Below are 24947 nucleotides of genomic sequence, written 5' to 3' on the forward strand. Positions count from 1 at the left end.
CGGCGCCGGCGCTCAGCCGGCAAAGGTCACGAACGCGCGCGTCAGCGTTCCGTCGGCGCGCGCCGCACACAGCCAGTAACCTTTGTCGACCGATTCGTCGTGGTTCGCCGCCACCCGCGAGCAGCAGACGTTCGTCACGAGATCGCAGTCGCCCCGCCGCACCGCACTGCGGCCGTGGAAATGCCCGCAAAACGCCGTGCGGACGTTGAAACCCGCGAACCGCGCCAGAAGTTCGTCGGCATTGAGCGGTCGCATCCGCACGCCGGCTCCGAGCGGAAAATGCGTGAAGATCACCGTCGGTTTCCGCGGATCGAGCCGTGCCAGTTCCTCTTCGACCCACGCCAGGGTCGCTTCGGCGATGTGCGTCTCCTTCCATTTTGCCCCGTCCGTCGTATCGAGCGCGACGAACTGCCAGCCCGCCTGCGTCCAGGAATAGTTGATACGCCCGGGAAACACCGCGGCATAGCGCCGCGTCGTGCCATCGAGATCGTTGTCATGGTTGCCGGGCACCGGATAAAACGGCACGCCGGCGCAGCGCGACAGCCGGCGGATCGCCTCGAGGCTTTCGGGCTGCCCCTGGTGCGACAGATCTCCGAGGCCGACGCAGAACTCGAGCCCGGGATGACGGCCGATGCTCTCGAAGAGCCGCTCGAACCACGGATCGCACGCCGGGCCGTCGTGATGGAAATCGTTCGCCACCGCGAACGCGCACGGCGCCGCTTCCGTTGCATGCAGCCAGCCCGGCCACCGCTGGGTGCCCAGCAGCGTCGCCAGCTTCCCGAGCATCTGCCTTCGCGTCACCTCACTCCGAATCGTAGATCTGCACGCGCGTCCAGAACGTCTTGAACTGCTCCACGAACGCGAGATGGATCGGATCGATCTGATACGCATCCTGCGCGGCGAGATCGCGGCAGAGCACCGTCAGTGCGACCGAATAACTGTCGTCGATCACCGCGCGCTTCGGCGTGGCCGCAGGCGTGCCGACATAAACCTTTTCCACCGACTTGATGCCGGCCAGCGACTCGACGCCGCGACGGAAATCCGCGCGCTGAGCGTCGGAAAGTTCAGGCTTCAGCCAAAAATAAACGGAGTGAACGAGCATGCTCTCGAAGCCTCGCGGGCGCGTTTGCCGACGCAAGTTCCGAGTTCCCTCGCCCCGCTCACTTGAGCCAGGCCAGCACCCGCGACGCTTTCTGCCGCAGCTGGTCCATCGTGCATTGTCGCGGCGCCTTGTCGGGTCGCCAGCGCACCAGTCGCGTGCCGTGACGGAAGCGTTCGCCGGTCACGTGGTCGAACGCCACCTCCACCACCAGCTCCGGCGCGAGCGGTTGCCATTCGGCCGATCGCGCCGTGCTCCACCGGCTCGGCCCGCCCGGCGCCCGGCCCGTGAAACCCGGCCCGCCGATCGCCGCCTCCAATTTCTTCGTCAGCGCCGGTTTCTCCGCTGCCTTCAAACCGGAGCAAAAGCCGACGTGATGCAGCCGCCCGTCGTCGTCATACAGCCCGAGCAGCAGCGAGCCTACTTCCTTCTTCTTCGCCGCGTAACGAAACCCTCCCACCACGCAGTCCGCCGTGCGCTCCGGTTTGATCTTCACCATGGCCGTGCGCTCGCCCGCCGCATACGGGGCGTCGACGCGTTTCGCGATCAATCCGTCCAGACTCGTGCCGACCGAGCCGAACCATTTTCTGGCGACCTTCAAGTCCACCGTTGCCGGCGAAAGCCGCAGCGCTCCGTCCGGCGGGAAGAACCGTCTCGCAAACGCGTCCAGCGCCTTTCGCCGTTCGCCCAACGGCTGCGAGACCAGCGAATGTCCTCGCTCGTCCGCCAGCAGATCGAACGCCACCAGCCACGCCGGCGTCTCGCGCGACAGCTTCGTCACCCGGCTCGCCGCCGGATGTATCCGTTGCAGCAATTCGTCGAACGACAGCGTCCCGCCGTGCGCGATCACCAACTCGCCGTCGAGCACGTAGCGCGCCGCCCGCAACTGTTGCGCCGCCGCGACGATTTCAGGGAAGTAGCGCCCCAGCGGCTGTCCGGCCTTCGACCGCAACTCGACGTTTTCACCGTCCCGAAAAACCAGGCAGCGAAACCCATCCCACTTCGGCTCATACTGCCAGCCGCCACCCGTGGGAATCTCCTCAACGGACGCCGCTTCCATCGGGGCAAGACTCGTCTTTACCGCCAAGCTCATCGCGATCTCGGACCGCCTGCCGCCGCGTCGGTTCGCGCCGCGGAACGCCCGCGCGCGACCTCTGTCCGCAGTGATGTGCGCTTCGCCCGACTCGTCCGTTCCGTCCTTTTCGTCGCGCTCGCCCCGTGGACTCATGGCACCGGCGCCGATTTTCGCATCTATGTCAGCAACGAGCGGTCCGGCGACGTTTCCGTCCTCGACGGCGCCACGCTCGCGCCGCTCTTCACCCTGTCCGTCGGCCAGCGTCCGCGCGGTCTGCACCTGTCTCCCGACGGTCGCTGGTTGCTCGTCGCGACCAGCGGCTCGCCGCGTCAGGGGCCGGGCGCCGATCCCGAACGCGCCCGCAGCCCCCAGGCCGACAAATCCGCCGACGGCCTCGCCGTCATCGATCTGCAGGAAAATCGCGTCGTCCGCCGCCTCGCCGTCGGGTCCGATCCGGAGGAGTTCGCTTTTTCCCGACGGCCGCCACGTGATCGTCGCCAACGAAGACATTGCCGCCGTGTCGATCTGGGATGTCCAGTCCGGCGAACGCCTCGCCCGTTCGCCCGTCAGCGAAGAACCCGAGGGCGTGAGCCTCCATCCCACTCGCGACGAAGCGTGGATCGCCTGTGAAGAGGAAGGCGATGTCTTCATTGTTTCCGTACCCAACGGCCAACCTCGCGGACACCTCCGGCTGGGCGGTCGCCCGCGCACGATCAGGTTCGATCGCGATGGCACGTTTGCCTACGTGCCGCTGGAAACCGGCGCAGCGATCGCGATGCTGGAAACCAACCCGCTTCAGCTCGTCGGAAAAATTCCGCTGCCGACGCCTGCTCTGCCGATGGCGTCCGCGCTTTCGCCCGACGGCCACGAACTCTACGTTTCCACCGGTCGCGGGAATCAGGTCGTCGTGATCGACCTCATAAAACGCGAGGTGATCGCGAGCATCCCCGTCGGCGCGCGGCCTTGGGGCCTCGGCTTGAGTCCCGATGGCTCCCGGCTCTTCACGGCCAACGGCGCGTCGAACGACGTGTCGGTGATCGACGTGCGCGCGCGGCGCGAGTTGCAGCGCGTCCCCGCCGGGGCCGGCCCGTGGGGCATCGCCATTGGACCTTCGTCCGGCGCCAACTCCAGCGCCCCGCAAGCGCGCGAGTTTCAGCCCAACTGAGCTGAAGTGCCCGGGGATCGACGAACCGCCGGGGGCGTCGGCGCCCGGTCGGCGCGGCGCATCCAGCCCGCCACCAGCGCGAGCCCTGCAATCATATAAACGAGTCCGGCCGGCACCCACATGATAAGGCCGCCCAGTTGCTGGTCCTCGAGCGGCGTCAGCCCCCACGCCCGCGCGCCCGCGGCGTAGTCGGGATAAAGCGGACGCGTCGCAAACGTCAGCAACGCACCGAGCAGTCCGGTGTGCGCCATCGTCGTGAACAGATATAACACCGCCACGCCGAAACCTTGCAGCCTCGCGCGGGCGTCAAGTGCGCTCCACCAGAAGAGCAAAGCCGAGCCGAAGAAACTCAGGTGTTGCAGATCGTGCAGCCACGGTCGCACCAGCGTCGCCTGGAACAGCACCGGCACATGCCAGAGCCACAGCGCGGCCGCGTGCACCGCCCAGGCGACCACGGGATGAGTCAGCGTGCGCCAGGTCCGCCGCAGCGCCGGCCGGCGTGCGGCCCGTGAGAGCTGACGCGCGTCGGCCCGCGGCAGCGCAAACATCAGCGCGAGGAACGGGCGACCCAACACCAGCAGCGGCGCGGCGGCGACCATGAGAAGTTCGTGTTGCGTCATGTGCGCGGCGAACAGCACCTGTCCCCACGGATGCAGCGGCGACGAGAGCGCGAGGACCAGCGTCCACCAGCCCGCCCAAAATGCCGTGACTTCCCAACCGCGCAGGCCGTGCCCCGCGTCCAGCTCCGCCCGCAGCCGCCGCACGCCGCGGCGATAAATCCACGCGCTCACGACCAGCCCGAGCAGCAGCAATGGATCGAGTTCCCATGCCTGCACCAGTTGCGACCAGTTCACCGGTCCGTTCGTCGACGCCGGACCGACGTGGGCGAGCGGCAGGCACGACGCCAGCAGAGCGGCAAACGCGGGCGGGTTCATCGCTGGCAGGGATCGAGAAACAAATTGGGGATTTCCTGCGCCACGATGACCGCGGCGAAAAACGCGCAGCCCAGCACGCCGAGCACGGCCATGAAGATCACGCGCTGCTGTCCCGGCCGGAACGGCTCGGACCGCGTTTTGTGGCGCTCCCGCTTCCACGTGTCCCAGGCGATGCGCCCGGCCAGCGCGGTCGCGGCAAGGCAGGCGACGGTCAGCAGGTGCAGCCAGTAGATTTCGCCATTCCGGCACACCCACGGCACCAGCACAAACGACACCTGCTGGTGCACAAACCACGCGAACGGCCCGGCAAAAATCCCCGTCCACAGGCGAAGGACGTCGCGCCGCGTCTCGTTGTTGCCCGGCGACTCGTCCGGGACGTTGTCGCGCGCCGGCAGACGGAGGTCCGAGCCGCTCATGCGCCACCTCCTCGCGAAACGAGATAGATCGTCGCGTAAATCGGGAGCCACGCCCACACGACGAAATACCAATACATGCCGTTCTCCGCGACGTCGACGAAGCGCTTTCCCTTCAGCGGGCCCGTGAACATCAGCACGGTCAGGACGAGCGTATCGAGCAGGTCCGTGACCAGGTGCGCCGTGTGGAAGCCCAGCAGCGTCCAGATCGCCGACGCGTAGGCGTTGTCCGACCAGCGGCAATTCAGCGTGCGAAACTCGAAGACCCGGATCGCGACGAACGCGAGGGCGAAGAGCACCGCGACCACGAGCCAGATCCGCACGCCACGCAGGTCCTCCCGCTCGGCGGCCTTTTTGTACAAATGATTCGGCACACAACTCGCCAGGAGAATCACCGTGTTGATCGTGCCGAACCACAGGTCCGGCGGCGGCGATTCCGGCGGCCACCCCGTCGACTGGCTGCGCAGGTAATAATAGGTCCCAAGCAGCGCCACGAACATCGTGCCCTCGATCAGCACGATTCCCATCGTGCCCCACCACATGATGCTGCGGTGGCCGAAGGCGTATTCCGGCAGCTCGGACACGTCCAGTTTGTGCAGCGTTTTCATGATTCGTCCTGTTTCGGCCAGAACCAGCCGACGAGCGTCACGAATACCGGTATCAGTCCCCACACTACACCCCACGGCGTGAAGATCGTCGCGATGAACAGCGCGGTGGTCGCCAGCGCGGCGAGCAGCGGCCAGAGCGACGGCGCCGGCATCTCCAGCTTGTGATCCGGCTGGGCGTCCAGCACATGCGTGACGAGCACGAACATCCTGTCCCGGCGCAGGCCCGTGACCACCGTCGGCTCGCCCTTGGTCCACAGCGCATAGCGGCCGCGCACGACCGGAAGATCGGCGTAGTTGCAGGCCGGCGGCGGCGAGGTCGTCGACCACTCGAGGCCGTCGGCATGCCACGGATTCGCGGGATTCTCGCGCGGTCGCCGCAGCGCCAGCAATACGTTGATCAAAAACAGCAGCACGCTGAGCCCAAGCACCCCGGCCCCGATACTCGCCAGCAGGCTGAGGCCGCCCCATCCCGTCTCCGCCGGATAAGTATACACGCGCCGCGGCATGCCGTGCAGCCCGAGAATGTGCATGGGAAAAAACGTGAGCTGAAACCCCGCGAACATCAGCGCGAAGTTCCACCGTCCGAGGCGCTCGCTCAGCATGCGACCATACGCTTTCGGGAACCAGTAGTAGAATGCTCCGAACAGCGGAAAAACCGCACCGCCGATCAGCACATAATGAAAATGCGCGACGACAAAATACGTGTCGTGCACCTGCAGGTTGAACGGCACCGCGGCGAGCATCACACCGGTCAGCCCGCCCATCACAAACGTGAACAGAAATCCGAGCGCGAACAACAGCGGGGTCGTGAACCGGGGCCGCCCCATCCACAAGGTCGCCAGCCAGCAGAAAATCTGCGTGCCGCTCGGAATCGCGATCAACATGCTCGCTGCCGTGAAGAAACTCTGCCCGAGCTTCGGCAAGCCCGTCGCAAACATGTGGTGCACCCACAGGCCGAATCCGGCAAATGCCGTCGCGATCAGCGCCAGCACCACCGGCGTGTAGCCAACGATCGCGCGCCGGGTGAACGGCACGAGCATCGCCGAAACCATCCCCGTGGCCGGGAGGAAAATGATGTAAACTTCCGGGTGTCCGAAGAACCAGAACAGATGCTGCCACAACAAGGCATCGCCGCCTTCGGCCGGATTGAAGAACTGCGTGCTCACCAGCCGGTCGAGCATCAGCATCGCGCTGCCCGTCGCCACCGTCGGCATCGCAAACACGATCATGAACGAGGTCACCAGCATCGCCCACACGAACAGCGGCATCCGGTTGAGCGTCATGCCCGGCGCCCGCAGCTTCAGGATCGTCACGATGAGGTTCACCGCCTCGACCATCGCGGACAGCGCCGTGAAGGTGATCAGTTGCGCGTAGAAATCCGTCCGCTTGCCCGGCGAAAACTCCGGCCCCGCCAGAGGCACGTAGCTGAACCAGCCCGTCTCGATGCCCGTGTCGAAGGCGAAGGCCACGTAGATCATCACGCCGCCGAAAAGATAGATGTAATAGCCGAACGCCGCGAGCCGCGGGAACGCCAGGTTGCGCGTGCCGATCATCAACGGCACGAGGTAAACGCCCATCGCCTCCATCACCGGCACGGCGAAGAGAAACATCATCGTCGCACCGTGCATCGAAAACACCTGATTGTATAAATCGGGATCGAGCAGCCCCAACTCCGGCCGGCTCAGCTGCAGGCGCATCAGCGCCGCCAATACGCCGCCGATGAGGAAAAATGCAAAAGCCGTCACGACGAAGCGCCGGCCGATGTCCTTGTGATCGGTCGACGCCAGCCAGCCCGCGAGCCCGCGCGGTCGCGCCCAGGTGCGCTCGAGCAGGGCCGCCTCGGCGTCCGTGGCCGGTTCGTGCAACGCCGCCTCCGCTTCGGGTGAAAGCTTCACGCCCGCGGCCTCCGTCCCGCCGACCCTTGCCGCCGCGTCATCATCGCAAGCTCCTCAGGTAGGTCACCAGCGCCTGCAGATCCGCCGGCGGCAGCTCCGGCACCGGCATGCGCGCACCGGGTTTGGTGCGCTGCGGGTCCGCCACCCAGGCCGCCAGATGATCGCGGGTATTCGGCCGCGCTCCGGCCGCGATCGTTTGCCGGCTGGCGAGGTGCGTGAGATCGGGGCCCACGATGCTCCCGGCCGCGGTGCCGCGAATCGTGTGACACATCACGCAGCTCCCGGCGAGAAACACCTCCCGCCCGCGCCGCTCCTCGTCGGTGGCCGGCTCGGGGGCCGACGCCCGCTGCCCCTCCAGCCACGCCTCGAATTCGGCCGGCGGCTGCGCAATCACGAGGAAACGCATGTGCGCGTGCTGGTGCCCGCAAAACTCCGCGCATTGCCCCTGAAAGGTTCCCGGCCGGTCGGCCTGTATCCATAATCCGGTGTCGCGTCCGGGAATCAGGTCCCGCTTCCCCGCCAGACTCGGGACCCAGAAACTGTGGATCACGTCCGAAGCCCGCAGCCGCAGCAACACCGGCTGCCCCACCGGAACATGGATCTCGTTCGCGGTCACCACCACCCGGTCCGGCCGCGCATCCTCGTAACGAATCTCCCACCACCACTGCCGGCCGGTGATCGTCAGCACACGCGCGCCACCGGTTTCGATTTCGTCGAGCCCGCGGTCGGTCGTGACGCTCGCGATCAAGAAACCGAACAGGATTGCGCCCGTCGCCAGCAGTCCGGCGCCCACGTAGCGCAGCGCCGTGCGCTGCCCCGCATACGTCGGTTCCATCGATTCGTCCGGCGTGCGGCGCCGCACGAGCGCGGCCACGAGCACCGCCATCACCGCGACAAACACCACCGCGCAGAAACCAAACAGGAGCCACCACAAGTCCTCGATCCGCCCCGCTTGGGGACCGGCCGTATCCAGCGCGGAGTTCAAGTTTTCCGACATGGCGGTTCCGACGCGTCACTCGCTCTGACGCGGCTTTTGCGGCGGAGTCGATTGCGGCGCGAGCCGCGCGTTCATGCTGTCGGAGCGCCCCGGCTCGACGTCCTTGCGCAGCAGGCCGCCGAGCGAGCGCACATAAGCCACGAGCTCCCAGGCCTGCTGTTCCGTCACCCGGCCGCGAAACGACGGCATCCCGTTCGGCCGCCCTTCGATGATCGTGGCGCGAATGTTCTCCGGTCCGAATCCGTAGATCCACACATCGTCCATCAACGCCGGCCCGATGCCTCCCCCGCCGTTGGCATGGCAGCCGATGCAATTAAAAGCCTGGAACCAGCGCTGCCCCTCGGAAACCGCCCAGGCGTTGTCGTCGTAGAGGCTCACGCGCTTCGGGTCCGCCGGACTCGCCGGGCCAGGACGCAACTCGCTCAATACCGCCGTTCGCGACGCCTCGTCCGCGCGAGCGATCTCGGCCGGAGGACTATCCTGCGCGTAGTCGCCGCACACGTTTTCCGTCCGACCGCGGGCCGCGAGCGCGCGTGCCGGAGGCGAACTGTAGAAATCGTCGCCGATCATCTGCACGCCGATGGTGCGACGCCGCTATGCGGCATCGTCGAAAGAGTGCACCGCCGCCGTGCCCGCCCGGGTGACGAAGACGTAGGTGGAACGGTAATACGGCCGCGCCGGGAGCGCGCGTTCGAGATCCGCCGGCACGCCGACGACGAGATCCGCCCGTCCGCATAAGCGGCGCCGCGATTGACCACGTCGCAACACGCCACGCCTTGCGCCGAGCGCGAGGGCCTGGGTTCGCAGCGCCATTTCACCGCGCCGCTTTTCGTCAGATCCAGCGCGTAGAGAATGTTTGGATACGGGGTGACGACATACATCGTGTCGCCGACCACGAGCGGCGCGGCCTCGTGCCCGCGCACCACGCCGGTCGAGAACGCCCATGCCACCCGCAGTTGCGAGACGTTCGCGGTGCCGATCTCCGTCAGCGCGCTATAGCGCGTGTTGGCAAAGTCCCTGGCGGCCATCCGCCACTCGCCCGGCGGTCCTGCCTCGGGCCCGGCGGCGGCCGCGGCTCCCGCCAGGGTCGTCAGCAGCACTCGCATGATTCTGTGCCACCAGGATCGCCGGCCGGCCGCTGCAGGATGAAAGCGCATGGAACATGCTAGAGGAAGCACCCCCGCCTGTCTTGCGGAGAGTGGCCGGAAGGGCGCCTCAGGTGCGGCCCGATTGCGAAAATTTCCAGCGCCACCGCAGTTTTTTTGTCACGAGGCTGGACAAGCGCGCGGACGCAGCTTCGTTGGAGTGGAAGCTTAAGTCAGTCCGGTCAGTGACGAGTGATTGACAGCAGAGCGTGAGGCGAGATGAAGCGCGGCTCGGAGGATGGTTGATCAGGATCCGATTCGCGGCAGGGCCGAGCGCATCGTCAGGACAGCGGTTTTTTCCGGCGTTCAGGTCAGTGACGGCCCGGTTTCCGGCACAGTCGCTTCGGCGAAGGCGGGGACACCGGACCCATGGTCAGTTGTTCGCGTTTGCTCAACACCCCGCGTCACCGGACGCGGATCAACCTTCAACCAAGGCATGCTGATGCAAGGAGGACCTCCCATGAAACTCACCCAATTATTGCAGGCTCGTCCGCTGCTCGCGCGACAGGCCCGGCTCGCGAATCTGGCGTTCGCGTATGAGACGCTGCGCGGCTTCGGCCGGCGCATCGCCCGAGCGGGGCTCTGCGGTCGCGTCACGCTGCGCCCGGCCGATCCCGACAACGACGTGTTCTGGGCGCAAATGATCGCGCTCGAGGGCAGTCAGGCCGTGATCGAGGAGCATTTCACCGACGAAGACCTCTGCGATCTCGCGGACGCCGTCTCGTTTGTCACGGGCCAGGAGGATTTCGAAGTGACGTTCCGACTCGAGGAGTTCTGCGACCACTTCGTCGCGCCGCTCCGCAGCGCGCTCGAAGAGGCGGGGATCGAAATCGACACCGGTCCCGCGCCCGCGGAACGGCAGTCGTCGGAAGATCGGAGTCGTTGAACCAAGGCCGCGAGCGACGCGTAGGCGTCGCTCGCGTGCGCTTCCGCCACCGCGATCAGCTTGCGATTCCGGATGAGCGGCAGTTCTTTGGCGTGCGTCGCCTACACTTATGACTCGTCGCTTCTCACCTCTCGGTTTGTTCCTCGTTTCCCTTTTCTCGCTGTCGCTTCTCGCCGCCGGCTCGGTGGGCGCGGCTCCGCCGACCCCGGGCGACGCGGCCCGCGAGGAGCACCGGGAGTTCACGCGCGAACGGCTGCTCGATTACTTCAAATACGAATATCCCATCGGCACCCACGCCGTAAAAGTGACCGACGCGAAGATCTCGCTCGACGAGACGCTGCCGGTGCAAGGCTGGGCCAACCGTTTTCGCTCCAAGGGCCGCGCCTACATCGAGTATTTCGACAGCACCACCCGATCTTTCAACCGCTTCCATCGTGAGTTCGAAGCGGTCACGCAAAAGAATGACGAGGGCGTCATCACCCTCGACAGCTTGAAAGTCACCTGACGGCCCTCAGCGGCCGATCCGCTGCAGGCCGGTCTCCGCCGTGTGCGGCTGCGTCAGCAGCACGACGCCGAGTTCGAAGAGGCCGATGATGAGGTGCGGCGCCCACACGCGTTCGACGAAGCCGAACACCCAAGGCGACATCGCGAGCAGTGCGCCGTTGATGATGTCGAGGGTGAGGTGCGTCCTGAATCGCAGGACCTTGAACAGCCCGAGTTCGTAGCGCGTGAGCAGGCTGTAGATCAACGTCGCCACGCCGAGGAACACGAAAATCCTGTCCTCGGGCCCGCCGTTCTGAAACCCGAAGACACGCGGCGCAAAGAGGAGAAAAATGCCGACCACGTAGTCGAGCACGCCATGAACCCAGGTGGAGATGAAACGCATCCTCCACTCTACGCAGCACCGGCGGCAAACGGGAGCGGGGCGCGACCGGACCGGCCGCGCAAGACAACCCACCGGTGGCACATCGCGCGATCGCCCGTTCCCGTCATCGGAAAAACAAAGGCGCAGAGAGGGGTTGCACCTGAACCCGCAACGTTGCTATCGGTCTGCCTCTTTCCACCCGCGCCGCGTCGCGGGTCGGATCCACTTTCGTCAGCGGTGCGGAAACGTTCTCCGCCGGCGGTTTCATTTTCCCGCTGCTCATGCGTTCCGTTCGACCCGCCCCCATTTCCGCTTTCCTCTTCCTGTTCCTCGCGCTGATCGGAACCGCGGGTTGCCGGCGGGACGATCCGGCGACGGCCGGCGTGTCGCTCGTGCGGGTGTGGTGTCATCAGGGGCAGGAAGCCGAGAACCAGGCGATGCGCGCGATCGCCGCCGCCTTCAATGCCGCACATGCGGGTCGCGCCCGCGTCGAGCTGACGTTTTTCCCCGACTTCCAATATAACGAGAAGATCGCCATCGCCGCCGCCGCCCGCGATCTCCCGGACGCGCTCGATCTCGACGGGCCGCTGGTGGCGCGCTACGTCGATGCCGGCCTGCTCGCGCCGCTCGACGCGTGGTTCACGCCGGCCGAGCTCGCCGATTTCCTGCCGACGATCCGCACGCAGGGGACGATCGACGGCCGTCTCTACGCGCTCGGCGCCTTCGACTCGGCCGTGGTCCTCTACTACGATCGCGAGCTGCTTGCCGCCGCCGGCGTCGAACCGCCGCGAGCCGGTCGCGGGTGGACTTGGAACGAATTTCTCGCGGCGTGCGAAAAGTTGCATGCGAGCGGCGTCGAACCGGTCGCCTTTCACATGAACGAGTCCGCCGACGAATGGTTCACCTATGCCTTTTCGCCGGTGATCTGGTCGAACGGCGGCCAGCTCATCTCGAGCGACGGCACCTCGGTTCGCGGCGTCCTGGCGTCGGTGGAGAACATCGCCGCCCTGCAGGCCTGGCAGGACGTATTCAAAAATAATTACGCCGCGACCGACCCGGTCGATCCGGATCCGTTCGGCAGCGGACGCACCGCCATGGACTGGAGCGGCCACTGGATGGCTCCGTCGCACGTGCGGACGAAAGGCGCGGCCCTCGGCGCGATGCCGCTGCCGCGGGTCGGCGCCCGCTCGGTCGCGCCCTGCGGCAGCTGGTGCTGGGGCGTATCCGCGCAGGCGCGGCATCCCGAGCTCGCGGCGCTGTGGCTGAAATGGGTGACGGACCCGCAACAGGGCATCGCGCCGATCGTGCGCGCGAATGGCGCGGTGCCCGCGCGGCGCTCGGCGTTCGCACTGTTTCCCGAGTATCAGAATCTCCCCTACCGCCTCTTTCGCGAGCAGCTGGAAACCTCCGCGCAACCGCGGCCGCGCACACCCTTCTACGCGACGTTGACGCAGCGGTTCGCCGGGGCGCTGCGCGACATCGCCCGCGGCGACGAGGTCGCCGGCCGCCTGCGGGCGGCCGAGCGCGAGGTGCAGGCCGTGATCGACCGGCGTCGCCCGGCCGCGGCGCCGTCCGCCGTATCATCTTCTCCATGACGTCCTGGAAAAAAGCCCAAAGCCGCGCGGCGCCGTGGTTCCTGCTGCCCGCGCTCGCCCTGCTCGCGATGTTCGTCGTCTGGCCGATGCTGCGGGCCTTCGGCTGGAGTTTCACCAACGCCGATCTGCTCGCGCCGGAGCAGGCGCGCTGGTCCGGGCTCGACAACTATTCGGATCTGCTCGCCGACCCGCGCTTTCGGCGCGCTTTCGGCAACACCGCGCTGTTCGCGCTCCTCGTGGTGCCGATCCAGACGGTCCTCGCGTTTCTCCTCGCGCTCTGGGTGAACCGCCCCGAACCGGCGTGGCGCTGGCTGCGCGCGGCGTTCTTTCTGCCCGTGATCGTCTCGATGCCGGTCCTCGCGGTGCTGTGGACCATCCTCTACCAACCCGCGCACGGCGGCGAAACCGGGCTCGTCAACGCCGCGCTTTCGCTCGTCGGTCTGCCGGCGCAGGCCTGGCTGCGCGATCCGCACCTCGCGTTGCCCGCCATCGCGGCGATGTCGATCTGGCAGGGCGTGGGCCTGCAGATGATGGTGTTTCTCGCCGGATTGCAGGGCGTCTCGCGTGAACTGCTCGACGCGGCGCGGATCGACGGCGCCACGGCGGGTCAACGCGTGCGGCATATCGTCGTCCCCGGCTTGCGCAACACGATCGTGTTCGTGATCACGGTGACGACGATCCTGGCGTTTCGGATTTTCGTGCAGCCGTATCTGATGACGCGTGGCGGACCGGGCAACAGCACGCTCACCGTCGTGCAATCGATCTACGAGATCACCTTCTTGAGCCAAAACCTCGGACGCGCGTGCGCCGCGACGCTGCTGTTTCTGCTGCTCGTCGGCGGGCTCACGCTGCTGCAGCGCCGTTTCACGCGGGAGGAACGCACATGAAAGCGCGCCTTTCGAATTCGAGTCCGGCGCTCGCCTGGCTGGTGAGCGTTGTCGTCGCGGTGGCCTTCCTCGCGCCGCTGCTGTGGATGGTGCTCGCGTCCTTCCGGGAGGAGGGGCGGATTTTTCATTTCACGAGCGAAAACTGGTTCACCACGGACGGCTGGACCTTCGCGAATTATGCCGACGCGTGGCGCCGCGCGGCTCTCGGCGGCGGTTTGCTCGTTTCGCTTCTGCAGGTCGCGCTCGTCGCCGGCATCGGACTCGTCGTCAACGCCGCTGCGGCGTATGCGTTTGCCCGGCTCGAGTTTCGCGGTCGCGATCTGCTCTTTGCCGGCGTGGTGATCCTCATCATTCTGCCGGTGGAGGTCCTCGCCGTGCCGATGTTTTTCACCGCGCGCGATCTCGGGCTGACCGGCGGCTTCGGCGCAGCGCTCGCGGGGCTCACGGTTCCGTTTCTCGCCAAGGCATTCAACATTTACTTCCTGCGGCAGCATTTCCTTTCGCTGCCGCAGGAACTCGAGGAATCCGCGGCGCTCGAGGGCGCGGGCGCATGGCGGCAATTTTGGAGCCTCGCCCTGCCGGCGGTGCGCCCAGCGCTCGCGACGGTTGTGCTGCTCGACCTGCTCGCACATTGGGGCGACTTTCTATGGCCGCTGATGATCAGCACGCGCGAGGAGACGCGCACGGTGCAGCTTTCGCTGGCGAATCTGTTCACCGCCCCGCCGATCCAGTGGGGCGACATCCTCGCGTGCGCCGTGCTCGCCACCCTGCCGGTGATCGCGCTGTTTCGATTCTTTCAACGACACATCGTGCCGAGCGAGGCTCGGGCCGGGATCAAATGATTCGCGCGTGTGCGCGAGACAGGCACCGGAATTTCCCGATACCTGCATCTGGCGCGCTCCGCGGGTGTTCCGACACGGCGGGATTGACGTGGATTTTCATGCGTCGTTTTCTCAAGGAATGGAAGAGAAACCGCCGGTTGATCCGAATGTTAAATACAAGCGCATCGTCCTCAAGTTGAGCGGCGAAGTGCTCCGGGGAGGGAAAACCGGCGATGCGATCGATGCCACCACCCTCGAGCGAATCTGCGGGCAGGTGAAGGAAATCCACGACCTCGGCGTCGAAGTCTGCGTGATCATCGGCGGAGGAAACATCTTCCGCGGACTCACCGGCTCGCAGCGCGGCGTGGACCGCACGACCGGCGACTACATGGGCATGCTCGCGACCGTGATCAACGGTCTCGCGATCATGGATTGTCTGGAAAAAATGGGCGTTCGCACCCGCGTGCAGAGCGCGATTCCCATGAATCAGATCGCGGAGCCCTTCATCCTCCGCCGCGCCATCCGCCACCTCGAAAAGGGCCGCGTCGTCATTTTCGTCGCCGGCACGGGCAACCCTTATTTCACCACGGACACCACCGCCGCGCTCCGGGCCTCCGAGATGCACGCCGACATCATCATGAAGGCGACGAAAGTCGATGGCATCTACGACAAGGATCCGAAGAAACACGCCGACGCCGTCAAATACGACCAGATCAGCTTCATCGACGCGCTGAAGCAGCGGCTCAATGTCATGGACTCCACGGCGTTCTCCCTCTGTCTCGACAACCACGTGCCGATTCTGGTGTTCGATCTCGGCGACGCCCACGCGATCCGGAAAGCGGTCCTCGGCGAGAAAATCGGCACCCTCGTGCATGGTTGAATGCGCGCGGGTGCGCGCGAGTTGAGAGTTGAGAGTTGAGTGCTGAGAGGTCATACCGACCTCTTTCATTCTCGTTCGCACCCTCTCTCCGGCTCTCAACTCAAAACCCTCAACTCTCAACTTCCAACCATGTCCCATCCCATTCTCACCGACGCCCAAGCCAAGATGAAGAAAGCCGTGGATCACACGCTGCATGAGTTCAGCGCGATCCACACCGGCAAGGCGACGCCGACCATGGTCGAAGGCGTCATGATCGAAGCTTACGGTTCCCCGATGCGGTTGAAAGATTGCGCCGCCATCTCCACGCCCGACGCCCGCCTGATCCAGATCCAACCGTGGGACGCCGGCCTCGTGAAGGCCATCGTCAAGGGCATCCAGGAAGCCAACCTCGGTTTCAACCCCGTCCCGGACGGGAAAGTCGTGCGAATCCCGCTGCCGGAAATGAGCCGCGAACGCCGGCAGGAATTCGTCAAGACCGCCCACCGCCTCGCCGAGGAAGGTCGCGTTCAGGTGCGCAACCTCCGTCGCGATGCGATCGAAAGCGTCAAGAAGGCGAAGCTGCCCGAGGACGAGGCCAAGCGCGTCGAAAAAGACATCCAGACGGCGACCGACAAGGCCATTGCCGACATCAACGCGCACCTTGCCGGCAAGGAAAAGGATCTGCTGACGGTCTGATCGATCGCGGCGGCCGCTCCGGCCGCCAGCACGATGCCTCCCTCCTCCGCTCCTCCCAAACGTCTCGTCGTCAAGCTCGGCACCGGCGTGCTCACGTCCGGTATCGGCCAGCTTGATACGGCCCGCATTTCCGCGGTGTGCGCCGAGGTCGCCGCCCTCCGCGCGCAGGGCACCGAAGTGATCATCGTCAGTTCGGGCGCCGTCGGCCTCGGCATGGGCGCGCTCGCGCTCGCCAAGCGTCCGAAGGACGTCTCCAAGAAACAGGCCTGCGCCGCGATCGGCCAGAGCCTGCTGATGCAGCACTGGCAGACCGGTTTTCGCCCTCACGGCCTTACCGTCGCGCAGGTGCTGCTCACCCACGAGGACCTCCGCGGCCGGGCGCGTTTTCTCGGCGTGAAGGAGACGCTGCGCCAGCTCGTCAGCTACGGCACGATCCCCATCATCAACGAGAACGACACGGTCTCGGCAGCCGAGATCAAATTCGGCGACAACGACACCCTCTCCGCGCTCGTCGCCAGTCTGGTCGAGGCTCAGTATCTCATCATTCTTTCGACCGCGCCGGGACTCATCGACCTGAACGGCTCCAAGAAGATCGTGCCGATCGTCGAGCGCATCACGCCCGACATCGAGGCCATGGCCGGCGGCACGACGAGCGAGACCGCGGTTGGCGGAATGATCTCGAAGATTTCCGCGGCGAAACTCGCGACGCGCTCCGGCTGCGGCGTGTTCATCGCCAGTGGCGCCGAACCGCAGATCATCGCCCGTTTGCTGGGCGGCCACGGACCGGGCACGTTTTTCGTGCCCAGCGGTCTGCCGCTCGAGGCGAAGAAGCGCTGGCTCGCCTATTTCCAGCGGCCCAGCGGCACCGTGTTCGTCAACGACTGCGCCGTCCCCGTCCTGCGCGAGCAGGGTCGAAGCCTGCTCGCCGTCGGCGTGACGGGCGCCTCGGGGGAGTTCTCCGCGGGCGACATCGTCAACATCGCCGACCCGAAACGCACCGTCTTCGCCCGCGGCAAGATCGCGTTTTCCAGCGACGAGATCCCCGCTCTCGCCGGGCGCAAGGGCGAGGAAGTGTCCGTGCTGTATCCCGCACGCAAACGCCTGGAGGTCGTGCATCGCAACGACCTGGTCCTGCTCTAGCCGCTCACGCCCCAAGAGCTTTCGTCCCTCCACGTTGCGCGCCCGACGCGCATTTCCGCCTCTCCCCGTGACCATCCGCACGGATTCGCCGCCGGCGCCGTTTTCCCTCCGCACCGTCACCGAGCGTGACTACGCATGGCTGTGGGAGCTCAAACGCCGCACCATGCAGCCGCTCGTCGAGCAAACCTGGGGCTCGTGGGACGACGCCGCCCAAGAACGCTTTTTCCGGCAGCACTTCAGCCCCAAGACGATCCAGATCATCGTCACCGAAGGCCGCGATGCCGGCCTGCTGCACGTCGAACGCACCGCCGCCGACGTCTTTCTGGCCAACATTCAGATCGATCCTGCCTTCCAGAACCGCGGTCTCGGCAGCGCCGTGGTGCGGAGCGTCGTTGATTCCTCCCACCGCCTAGCCCTGCCGGTCCGTCTGCAGGTGTTGAAGGTCAACACCCGGGCGCGCGATCTTTACCTGCGGCTCGGATTCTCGGTGGTGGAGGAAACGCTGACCCATTTCATCATGCGCCATCCCCTGCCGGCGACGGGTTGAGGGAATCCGCCGCCAGCATCATCAAACTCGGACGGCGGCGAAACGTGGCCGCGCCCGGGGTGGGAAAATCCCCGGTGCGCCGATCGGGACCTGCTTTGTTTCGCATTTGTAACACAAGCGCCCCGGCCGCCTGTCTGTCACGAATTCGTAACCCTTCCTTCCGAGACTCATGCGGATTGGCATCTACTACCGACACACGTTTCACGAGGCGATTTTCCAGTCGACGATCCGCGCCCTGGAGCAGCGGCACGACTGCCTCGCCACGTCCGACACCGGAAAGCTGACCCGCTTCCGGCCACATGTGATTGTCGCCGCCGAAGACCTTACCTACCTGCATTTGCGCGCCCACCTGCCGCTTTCCCGTTTCGTGCATACGCGCCACGGCCTGGCGAACAAGGGCATTCCCGCGCGCTCCTTCCGCGCCGCCGATTACGTTTGTGTGACCAGCGAGGCGATGCGCGACGACTTTCTCGCCCAAGGGATCCAGCCGCGACGGGCGTATTGGATTACCGGTTACGTCCAGATGGACAACTTGTTCAGCGCTCCGCGGCCCGCCCAGATTCCCGCCGGGAAGAAGGTCGTCCTCTACGCTCCCACGTGGCACGACGGTCTGTCCTCGCTCCCGATGCTGGGCTCGCGCGTCGTCGATCTGCTGCACGGCGGACGCAGCGACACCTTCGTGGTGATCAAGCCGCACCCTCTCGTGCAGCAGGGCCAGGATCCGAAACTCGCGCCGTGGATGCAGACGCTGCGCGAGGCCACCCGCCGCCGCAGCGATGCGTTCCTGATCGAGAACCGCGGCGAGGATGTGATGCCCTGGCTCAAGGCCGCCGACGTGCTCGTCACCGACGCCTCCAGCGTGCAGCTCGAATTTCTCGCGCTCGACCGCCCCATGGTCCTGATCGACAACCCGCAGCACGTCGCGTCGGAACACTACGATCCGAACGGGATGGAGTGGAAGTGGCGCGACATGGGCGAACGTATCTCCAGCGCCGACGCGCTGCCCGGCGCGATCACGGACGTTCTCAACAACCCGCAACTCCACGGAGACCGCCGCGCCGTCTATCGCGAGCGCCTGTTCGGTCCTCTCCTCGACGGCCGCAGCGGCGAACGCCTCGCCGCCCACATCGACCGACTCGCGCCGGAGGTCGCCTCCGACGCGCAACTGCTGGCCGTAAGTCCCTTCGGCCGGGCCTTTCACACCTCGCTTCCCTACCTGCGCAATGCATCCCGAGCTTTCAAACGACTGCTGCGGTCGGCCTGAGGTCACCGCTCTGATTCTCGCCGCCGGCAGCGGCACGCGTCTCGGCGGGATCGCCAAGGCCACCCTCGAATACCAGGGCGGCTCGCTCCTCCAACACGCCCTGTCGCTCGTGTCGCCGTTCGTCGCTCACGCCGTCGTCGGCGTCCGCGAGTGCGATCTCGATTGGGCGCACGAACAATGCCACTCGCCGCGCTACGACTGCGCGATCACGTGCGTCAGCGGCGGCGCCACCCGCCAGCAATCCCTCAAGCGTCTGCTCGACGAAGCGCACACGCCGTTCGTGCTTGTGCATGAGGTCGCGCGGCCCTGGGTCGAACCGGAGACGTTCCGGCGATTGCTGACCGAGGTGCGGCACAGCAGCGCGGTGGCGCTCTTCACCCCGCTGCCGGTGCGAGACAGCGTGGCGACGATGAAAGACGGCCTGCTCACCGCCAGCCTGCCGCGTTCGGAAGTCGTATCCGTTCAGGCACCACACGCCTACCGCACGTCCGCCCTGCGCCGCGCCTACGATCTGGCGGCCCGCCACGGCTGGGAGGAGGAAAGCACGATCGCACTGATGAGCCGCGCGCGTCATCGCGTGCGTCTGATCGAAGGGCCGGCCCAGAACATCAAAGTCACCTACCCCGAAGACCTCGCGCCGCTGCGCGTCATCTCGGCTCCCGACCCGCTCGCCCATCGCGCGAGCGGCTGACGGCCTGGCCACGCTGCCGGTCTCCTTTCAACGGTGTTCTCCTTCGGGACGAGCCCCCATCTGGGCTTGGTGGACGATTCCGTCGCCGTTTGCCGCCGGTCGCTGTCGAGTCGCGCATGGCTTCGAACGCTCCTGCGCCTTTTGTCGAAATTGCCTTTGGTTGCGATGCCGGTTATCTGCAGCCGCTGACGGTCGCTGTCGCCTCGGTCGTGGCGCATGCCCGTGCTGCGTCCCGGTTGCGCTTCTGGATCTTGTCGGACTCGCTGGCGGCCCACAACGCCGGGCCGCTCCTGCAGGTGGTCGCCGACGCCGGTGCGACGATTGGTTTCGTTCCCGTGCACGAGGCCCGGCGCCAGCTTTCGTCGATTCCGCTCAGCGAACATCTCACGGAAGCGACCTATTATCGACTGCTCGTGCCGCAGTTGCTTCCGTCCGATGTCGGCCGCGCCATTTATCTCGATTGCGATCTTCTCGTCCGCCATCCGATCGAGGAGCTCTGGGAAGAAGATTTGCGCGGCCGGCCGACGGCTGCGGTGCTCAATCCCGCCGGCCGGAAACTCGACCTGCTGGGCCTCCGTCGCGCCGACGATTATTTCAACGCCGGCGTGCTGGTGCTCGACTTGCAGGCGTGGCGCGAGCAACGGATCGCCGCGCGGGCGCTGGCGTTTGCGCTCGAGCATCCCGGTGAGCTGCCATGCCAGGATCAGGACGCTCTGAATCAGGTGCATGCGGGAAACTGGCATCGGCTCGATCTGCGCTGGAACCAGCAATCGAAGTTCTTCGATCACTCCGCCGCCGACCTGCAAGTTTCCGTGGCGTCCTTGCGGGCGGCGCGGACGCGTCCATTCATCGTTCATTTCACCTCGACGGCGAAACCGTGGCACGATCGCAACGCGCACCCCTGGCGGCGCGATTATTACCGCTATCTGGACCGCACGCCGTTTCGCGGCTGGCGGGCGGAACCGCCGAGCCTGGGTCAACGTCTGGTCCAGGCGATGCCGCCGCCGCTGCGACCCGACGCGGTGCGGCGGCGGGTCGGTTCTCCCGTGCGGGCATTGCGTCTTTTGCTGCGCCGCGCCCGCTCGGCCGCGCCATCGGGTTGAACGCAACCGCGCGCGCCGCCGCTTTCGCGGGTTTTTTCTTTTGCCCCGTCCGCGCTTCTTTGCGGCCATTGCGGCTTTGATGGAATTTTCCCTCGACCAACGTCCCCCGGAGCAGATCCCGCCGATCGACTTTCGCGCGCAGCTGAACGACGAACAATACGCGGCCGTCACGGCGCCGCCCGGACCGCTGCTCGTGCTGGCCGGCGCCGGCTCCGGCAAGACGCGCACGCTCACCTACCGCGTCGCCTACCTGTTGTCGCAGGGCGTGAAACCGGGCGAGATCCTGCTGCTCACGTTCACCAACAAGGCCGCGAAGGAGATGCTGCATCGCGTGCAGGACCTGACGGGTGTCGAGCCACAGCGTTTCTGGGGCGGGACATTTCATTCGCTCGGCCACCGCGCGCTGCGCATCTACGGCGAAGCGATCAAAGTACCGCGCAACTTCACGATCCTCGACGCCGACGAATCCGAATCGCTGCTGAAGCAGGTTGTCGATCGCGAGGACAAACTCTTTTTCAAGGACAAAACCAACCCGCGGCCCGGCCCGCTCTTCGACGTCCTTTCCCTCGCGCGCAACACGCAGCTTTCGATCCCGGAAACGGTCAAAAAGAACTTCCCGCAATACGACGAGATCGCGCACCGGTTTCCCGCGTTTGCGGCCGCCTACGCGGCCAAGAAACGCGAGCAGAACGTGCTCGATTACGACGACCTGCTCGAATGCTGGCTGCGCCTGCTGATCGACGCGCCGGAGGTCGCGCAGTATTTCGCGCACCGCTTCCGCCACGTGCTCGTCGACGAATATCAGGACACGAACACGCTGCAGTCGCAGATCGTCGACCGGCTCGCCGCACACCATTGCGTGATGGCCGTCGGCGACGACGCCCAGTGCATCTACTCGTGGCGCGGCGCGAATTTCGAAAACATCATGACGTTTCCCGACCGGCATCCGGGCACCGTCATCCATCGGATCGAAACGAATTACCGCTCGACGCCCGAGATCCTGAATCTCGCGAACGGCGTGCTGCTCGCGCAGCCCAAGGGCCGGCATTTCGACAAAGAACTCCGCGCCGCCCGCGGTCACTCGCAGAAGCCTTTCGTGGTCCAGACCATGGACGACCGCGAGCAGGCGGATTTCATCCTCAAACGCATCCGCGCGCTGGTGGAGGACGAAGGCGTGTCGCTCAACGAGATCGCGATTCTCTACCGTTCGCACTTTCTCGCGCTCGAGGTGCAGCTCGCGCTTTCGCGCGCCGGACTCCCGTATCACATCACCAGCGGCGTGAAATTCTTCGAGCGCCAGCACATCCGCGACCTCGTGGCCCTGCTGCGCTTCGTCTACAATCCGGCCGACGAGCAGGCTTGGGCGCGGATCGTCGTGCTGCTGCCGAAGATCGGCGAAAAAGGTGCGCAGAAGATCTACGCCGCCGCCCTCGATCATGCGCGGCTGATGCAGAAAAATTTCATCGATATACTGAACACGGACGACGTCCGCAGCAAGGTCCCGAAAGATGCGCGCGACGACTGGGTGAATTTCTGCGCCTCGCTCTCGCAGGTCGCGGAGACGATGCAAGCCGGACGGCCGGCGGACGCCGTGCAGACCGCGATCGACGGCTGGTATGGCGATTACCTGAAAGGCGCCTTCGCCGACTACCTCGACCGCCTCGACGAATTGAAGGCGCTGGTCGGTTTCGCGCAGCGGTTCGAGGAGACGCAGGATTTCCTCGCGCAGATCGTGCTGCTCAACAGCGAGACCAGCGACCGTCATGTCGAGGCGGATACGGAAGCCGTCAAGCTCACCACCGTTCACCAATCCAAAGGCCTCGAATACGACGTCGTTTTCCTGATCGGACTCGCGGACGGCCAGTTTCCCGGCCGGCGGTCGATCGAGAGCGGCGACGTGGAGGAGGAGCGGCGATTGTTTTACGTCGCGGTCACGCGTGCGAAGAATGAATTGTATCTCACATATCCGAAGGTGGCGACGCGCGCCGGCCCCGGCGGCATGCTCCTCACGCCGAGCCGTTTCATCCTCGAGCTCCCGACCGACCTCTACGAGCCCCTCCGCATCAAGCGGAGTTTTGGCTGGTAGGTGACGCGCCGCCCGCAGCTGTTCGAAGCCCATTTGTTCGCCGCCTGGGCTTCTCCGCGTTGATCCAAATGACAGGATAAGACCTACAGTTTTATTTTATCTGCCGAAGAGGTTCTCTCGTTCAGCGAAAAAAAATTTCATCCATGGATTCCCCCCGCTCCAACCTGCTTCAGGCCGCCAAAGCTTTCATTGCGAAATCCACGAAGGCTGCCGCCGTGATCGCCCCACTGGCGCTCGCGACCGTGCCGACCGAAGCCGAAGCCCAGGTGGTGTTCGGGCCCATGACCTTGACGAGCGCCTCGGCCTTTGTCCCGTCCGGTTCCGCCGTCTTCAACTACACGGCATCAAGCTCGTTCAGCAAGTCCCTCTCCCTACAGGACGGTCTCGCGGGCCAGCAGTTTGGCGCGAACTACACGTTCACCAATCTGCCTACGTCGGGCCCCGGGCTCGAAGCGCACATCCAACTCTACTCCGATTCCGGCAGTTCCGGCGAGCTGCTAGAGGGCACGGAGGTGGCGTTCGCCTACCAATTTTCTCTTTCCGCCAGCTCCGGCGTCACGCTCCACTCGCTGTCTATCAATGCCAATCTGATCAGCGCGGACGATCGCAGGACAGGTCCTAGCCTGGACAACATCTCGGATTTCAGTTCGGGAACATTCTCCGGCTCGGGCAGCTTCATCTCCAACGACGGATGGAACGATAGAGACGACCCGATATACCTGCTCGGGGGCAGCTGGCTCGTCGAGCTCACCATCCATTTCAGCGCGGCAGCGACAACCGATACGCTCAACATCGCCATGGGCCCCTCCGAGGGTTTCGCGCTCGGCTCCAACACCCTCAGCGCCATCCCCGAACCCTCGACCTACGCCCTGCTGCTCGGCCTGACCGCCCTCGGCTACGTCGCGTATCGCCGCCGTCGCGCCGCCTGATCCCATGCCGCGGCTCTTGCTGCTTCTGCCGCAATTGCCGCACGACCCCGCCAGCGGCGCGGCCCGTTCCCTCCGCACCGCGTGCGAATTCCTGGCCGCTGCTGGCTGGTCCGTGCGCACGCTCGCGACCACCGCCACCGAAGCCGCCGGCGGCGATGGACGCGCCCTGCTCGCTCAACAAGGCATCGCGCCCGACGAACGCGCGCCCAATCGCGCGATTTACCGGCACGATCGCCCTGTCCTCACGTTCACCGACCAGCACGGTATCCACACGACGCTGCTCGACACCGGCAACCTCGCCCTCTCCGCCTGGCCGGAGCATCACAGCTCTCAGTTCAACCGGCTCTACGCCCGCGAACTCGCAGATTTTCGCCCGGACATCGTATTCGCTTTCGGCGGACACCCCAGCGACGTCGAACGCTACCGCCGCGCCTCCGCTATGGGCGCGAAAGTCGTTTTCGGCCTGCGCAACCACGGCTACTACGAGGCTCGCTGGCTCGCCGAACTCGACGCCGTCCTCACGTGCAGCGAGTTTCTTTCCGCGCGCTACCGCGAGCGACTCGGACTCGACAGCACCGCGCTGCCGCCTCCGCTCGCCGAACGCGACGTCATCGCCACCGAACGCGAACCCATCTTCTTCGTCGCGGTGAACCCGTCCGTCGAAAAGGGCGTTTTCTTCCTCGCGCGAGTCGCGGAAGAAGTCGCGTTGCGCCGGCCCGACTTGCCGCTGCTTTTCATCGAATCCCGCGGCTCCGCCGGTGCTCTCGTCCGCGCGGGCCTCGCCGGCGGCTTCGATCTGCGCCGGCACGAATCGCTCATGTTCGCGCCCGCCACCGCGATGCCCGCCGAAATTTTCCGCGGCGCCCGCGCACTGCTCGCTCCATCGGTGTGGGAAGAACCATTCGGTCGGGTCGCCGCCGAGGCGCTGCTCAATGGCGTGCCGCCGATCGTGAGCGACCGCGGCGGCCTGCCCGAAGCCGCCAACGGCGGCGGTTTCGTCCTGCCGCTCCCGACCGAGCTGACATTGGAAACGCGCACGCCCGTCACCGCAGCCGCCGTCGCCCCGTGGCTGGAACTCATCGAAAAACTCGCCGACGACGCTTTCTACGCCGCCGCCAGCACGCGCGCCCGCGCCGCCGGCGAAGTCTACCTTCCTCGAAAACTCGCTCCGCGATATGTGGAGTTTTTCGAGCGCGTTTTGGCGCACAGATCGTGACCGAAGACACCGCCCCGCGTCGGCCCCCGC

27 protein-coding genes are annotated in these 24947 nt (G+C 65.8%); 16 read left to right on the forward strand and 11 right to left on the reverse strand.

Annotation, left to right across the window (positions count from 1 at the left end; translation table 11 throughout):
- Positions 1 to 12: 12 nt before the first annotated feature.
- From AC6RV7_RS00955 to AC6RV7_RS00965, 3 genes are read right to left on the reverse strand one after another with little or no spacing between them, the layout of a single operon-like run.
- A complete protein-coding gene (locus AC6RV7_RS00955) occupies positions 13 to 786 on the reverse strand; it encodes a metallophosphoesterase family protein (protein ID WP_500092017.1) in 774 nt (257 codons plus the stop codon).
- A 16-nt stretch (positions 787 to 802) separates the two neighbouring features.
- Positions 803 to 1102, reverse strand: coding sequence for a Dabb family protein (locus AC6RV7_RS00960; protein WP_500092018.1), 300 nt, complete (start codon positions 1100 to 1102; stop codon positions 803 to 805).
- 58 nt (positions 1103 to 1160) lie between these two features.
- Positions 1161 to 2192 (reverse strand): ATP-dependent DNA ligase, encoded by a 1032-nt coding sequence (locus AC6RV7_RS00965; protein WP_500093003.1) that lies wholly within the window; start codon positions 2190 to 2192, stop codon positions 1161 to 1163.
- Between the two features lie 469 nt (positions 2193 to 2661).
- Between AC6RV7_RS00965 and AC6RV7_RS00970 the strand changes: the two genes are divergently transcribed.
- The gene (locus AC6RV7_RS00970; RefSeq protein WP_500092019.1) at positions 2662 to 3339 is read left to right on the forward strand and encodes a beta-propeller fold lactonase family protein; all 678 of its coding nucleotides are present in this window, start codon (positions 2662 to 2664) and stop codon (positions 3337 to 3339) included.
- On the opposite strand, the gene AC6RV7_RS00975 is transcribed toward AC6RV7_RS00970, so the two are convergent.
- Genes AC6RV7_RS00975 through AC6RV7_RS01005 form a run of 7 tightly spaced genes read right to left on the reverse strand, consistent with a single transcriptional unit; the run spans position 3327 to position 9293 of the window.
- On the reverse strand, positions 3327 to 4274 hold the full coding sequence (locus tag AC6RV7_RS00975; RefSeq protein WP_500092020.1) for a cytochrome c oxidase assembly protein: 948 nt from the start codon (positions 4272 to 4274) through the stop codon (positions 3327 to 3329). The two genes, AC6RV7_RS00970 and AC6RV7_RS00975, sit on opposite strands and share 13 nt — an antisense overlap.
- Positions 4271 to 4690, reverse strand: coding sequence for a hypothetical protein (locus AC6RV7_RS00980; protein ID WP_500092021.1), 420 nt, complete (start codon positions 4688 to 4690; stop codon positions 4271 to 4273). Before AC6RV7_RS00980 ends, AC6RV7_RS00975 begins: the two co-directional genes overlap by 4 nt.
- Positions 4687 to 5295: a cytochrome c oxidase subunit 3 gene (locus tag AC6RV7_RS00985; RefSeq protein WP_500092022.1), complete on the reverse strand. Its 609-nt coding sequence runs from the start codon at positions 5293 to 5295 to the stop codon at positions 4687 to 4689. Before AC6RV7_RS00985 ends, AC6RV7_RS00980 begins: the two co-directional genes overlap by 4 nt.
- Positions 5292 to 7190: a cytochrome c oxidase subunit I gene (gene ctaD, locus AC6RV7_RS00990; RefSeq protein WP_500092023.1), complete on the reverse strand. Its 1899-nt coding sequence runs from the start codon at positions 7188 to 7190 to the stop codon at positions 5292 to 5294. The genes AC6RV7_RS00985 and ctaD overlap by 4 nt, the downstream gene beginning before the upstream one ends.
- Before the next feature lie 40 nt (positions 7191 to 7230).
- Positions 7231 to 8187 carry a cytochrome c oxidase subunit II gene (gene coxB / locus AC6RV7_RS00995; protein WP_500092024.1) on the reverse strand — a complete coding sequence of 319 codons (957 nt, stop codon included), beginning with the start codon at positions 8185 to 8187 and terminating at the stop codon, positions 7231 to 7233.
- A 15-nt stretch (positions 8188 to 8202) separates the two neighbouring features.
- Positions 8203 to 8757 carry a c-type cytochrome gene (locus tag AC6RV7_RS01000; RefSeq protein WP_500092025.1) on the reverse strand — a complete coding sequence of 185 codons (555 nt, stop codon included), beginning with the start codon at positions 8755 to 8757 and terminating at the stop codon, positions 8203 to 8205.
- Entirely contained in the window at positions 8754 to 9293 is a 540-nt protein-coding gene (locus AC6RV7_RS01005) for a hypothetical protein (RefSeq protein ID WP_500092026.1), read from the reverse strand. Before AC6RV7_RS01005 ends, AC6RV7_RS01000 begins: the two co-directional genes overlap by 4 nt.
- Positions 9294 to 9792: 499 nt before the next feature.
- On the opposite strand from AC6RV7_RS01005, the gene AC6RV7_RS01010 reads away from it, so the two are divergent.
- Together AC6RV7_RS01010 and AC6RV7_RS01015 are read left to right on the forward strand one after the other, a co-directional pair.
- On the forward strand, positions 9793 to 10218 hold the full coding sequence (locus AC6RV7_RS01010; protein WP_500092028.1) for a hypothetical protein: 426 nt from the start codon (positions 9793 to 9795) through the stop codon (positions 10216 to 10218).
- A gap of 109 nt (positions 10219 to 10327) precedes the next feature.
- On the forward strand, positions 10328 to 10723 hold the full coding sequence (locus tag AC6RV7_RS01015) for a hypothetical protein (RefSeq protein ID WP_500092029.1): 396 nt from the start codon (positions 10328 to 10330) through the stop codon (positions 10721 to 10723).
- 6 nt (positions 10724 to 10729) lie between these two features.
- On the opposite strand, the gene AC6RV7_RS01020 is transcribed toward AC6RV7_RS01015, so the two are convergent.
- The gene (locus tag AC6RV7_RS01020; RefSeq protein ID WP_500092030.1) at positions 10730 to 11104 is read right to left on the reverse strand and encodes an SPW repeat domain-containing protein; all 375 of its coding nucleotides are present in this window, start codon (positions 11102 to 11104) and stop codon (positions 10730 to 10732) included.
- Between the two features lie 260 nt (positions 11105 to 11364).
- Here AC6RV7_RS01020 and AC6RV7_RS01025 point away from each other — a divergent pair, with 260 nt between their 5' ends.
- The 13 genes from AC6RV7_RS01025 to AC6RV7_RS01085 all read left to right on the forward strand — a co-directional run bounded on the left by AC6RV7_RS01025 (position 11365) and on the right by AC6RV7_RS01085 (position 24917).
- Positions 11365 to 12678, forward strand: coding sequence for an ABC transporter substrate-binding protein (locus tag AC6RV7_RS01025; protein ID WP_500092031.1), 1314 nt, complete (start codon positions 11365 to 11367; stop codon positions 12676 to 12678).
- Positions 12675 to 13565, forward strand: coding sequence for a carbohydrate ABC transporter permease (locus AC6RV7_RS01030; protein WP_500092032.1), 891 nt, complete (start codon positions 12675 to 12677; stop codon positions 13563 to 13565). Before AC6RV7_RS01025 ends, AC6RV7_RS01030 begins: the two co-directional genes overlap by 4 nt.
- Positions 13562 to 14407: a carbohydrate ABC transporter permease gene (locus AC6RV7_RS01035; protein WP_500092033.1), complete on the forward strand. Its 846-nt coding sequence runs from the start codon at positions 13562 to 13564 to the stop codon at positions 14405 to 14407. Before AC6RV7_RS01030 ends, AC6RV7_RS01035 begins: the two co-directional genes overlap by 4 nt.
- 118 nt (positions 14408 to 14525) lie before the next feature.
- Positions 14526 to 15266, forward strand: a complete 741-nt coding sequence (gene pyrH / locus AC6RV7_RS01040) for a UMP kinase (RefSeq protein WP_500092034.1) — start codon at positions 14526 to 14528, stop codon at positions 15264 to 15266.
- 129 nt (positions 15267 to 15395) lie between these two features.
- Positions 15396 to 15941, forward strand: a complete 546-nt coding sequence (frr, locus tag AC6RV7_RS01045; RefSeq protein WP_500092035.1) for a ribosome recycling factor — start codon at positions 15396 to 15398, stop codon at positions 15939 to 15941.
- A gap of 33 nt (positions 15942 to 15974) precedes the next feature.
- A complete protein-coding gene (gene proB, locus AC6RV7_RS01050; RefSeq protein WP_500092036.1) occupies positions 15975 to 17081 on the forward strand; it encodes a glutamate 5-kinase in 1107 nt (368 codons plus the stop codon).
- A gap of 67 nt (positions 17082 to 17148) precedes the next feature.
- Positions 17149 to 17628, forward strand: a complete 480-nt coding sequence (locus AC6RV7_RS01055; protein WP_500092037.1) for a GNAT family N-acetyltransferase — start codon at positions 17149 to 17151, stop codon at positions 17626 to 17628.
- A 169-nt stretch (positions 17629 to 17797) separates the two neighbouring features.
- A complete protein-coding gene (locus AC6RV7_RS01060) occupies positions 17798 to 18892 on the forward strand; it encodes a CDP-glycerol glycerophosphotransferase family protein (protein WP_500092038.1) in 1095 nt (364 codons plus the stop codon).
- Positions 18852 to 19583: an IspD/TarI family cytidylyltransferase gene (locus AC6RV7_RS01065; protein WP_500092039.1), complete on the forward strand. Its 732-nt coding sequence runs from the start codon at positions 18852 to 18854 to the stop codon at positions 19581 to 19583. The genes AC6RV7_RS01060 and AC6RV7_RS01065 overlap by 41 nt, the downstream gene beginning before the upstream one ends.
- Positions 19584 to 19699: 116 nt before the next feature.
- Entirely contained in the window at positions 19700 to 20686 is a 987-nt protein-coding gene (locus AC6RV7_RS01070; protein WP_500092040.1) for a glycosyltransferase family 8 protein, read from the forward strand.
- Positions 20687 to 20765: 79 nt separating this feature from the next.
- Positions 20766 to 22772, forward strand: coding sequence for an ATP-dependent helicase (locus tag AC6RV7_RS01075; RefSeq protein WP_500092041.1), 2007 nt, complete (start codon positions 20766 to 20768; stop codon positions 22770 to 22772).
- A 143-nt stretch (positions 22773 to 22915) separates the two neighbouring features.
- Positions 22916 to 23701: a PEP-CTERM sorting domain-containing protein gene (locus tag AC6RV7_RS01080; RefSeq protein WP_500092042.1), complete on the forward strand. Its 786-nt coding sequence runs from the start codon at positions 22916 to 22918 to the stop codon at positions 23699 to 23701.
- A 4-nt stretch (positions 23702 to 23705) separates the two neighbouring features.
- A complete protein-coding gene (locus tag AC6RV7_RS01085; protein WP_500092043.1) occupies positions 23706 to 24917 on the forward strand; it encodes a glycosyltransferase in 1212 nt (403 codons plus the stop codon).
- The last annotated feature ends 30 nt before the right edge of the window (positions 24918 to 24947 follow it).

The organism is Opitutus sp. sgz309028, assembly GCF_059821195.1.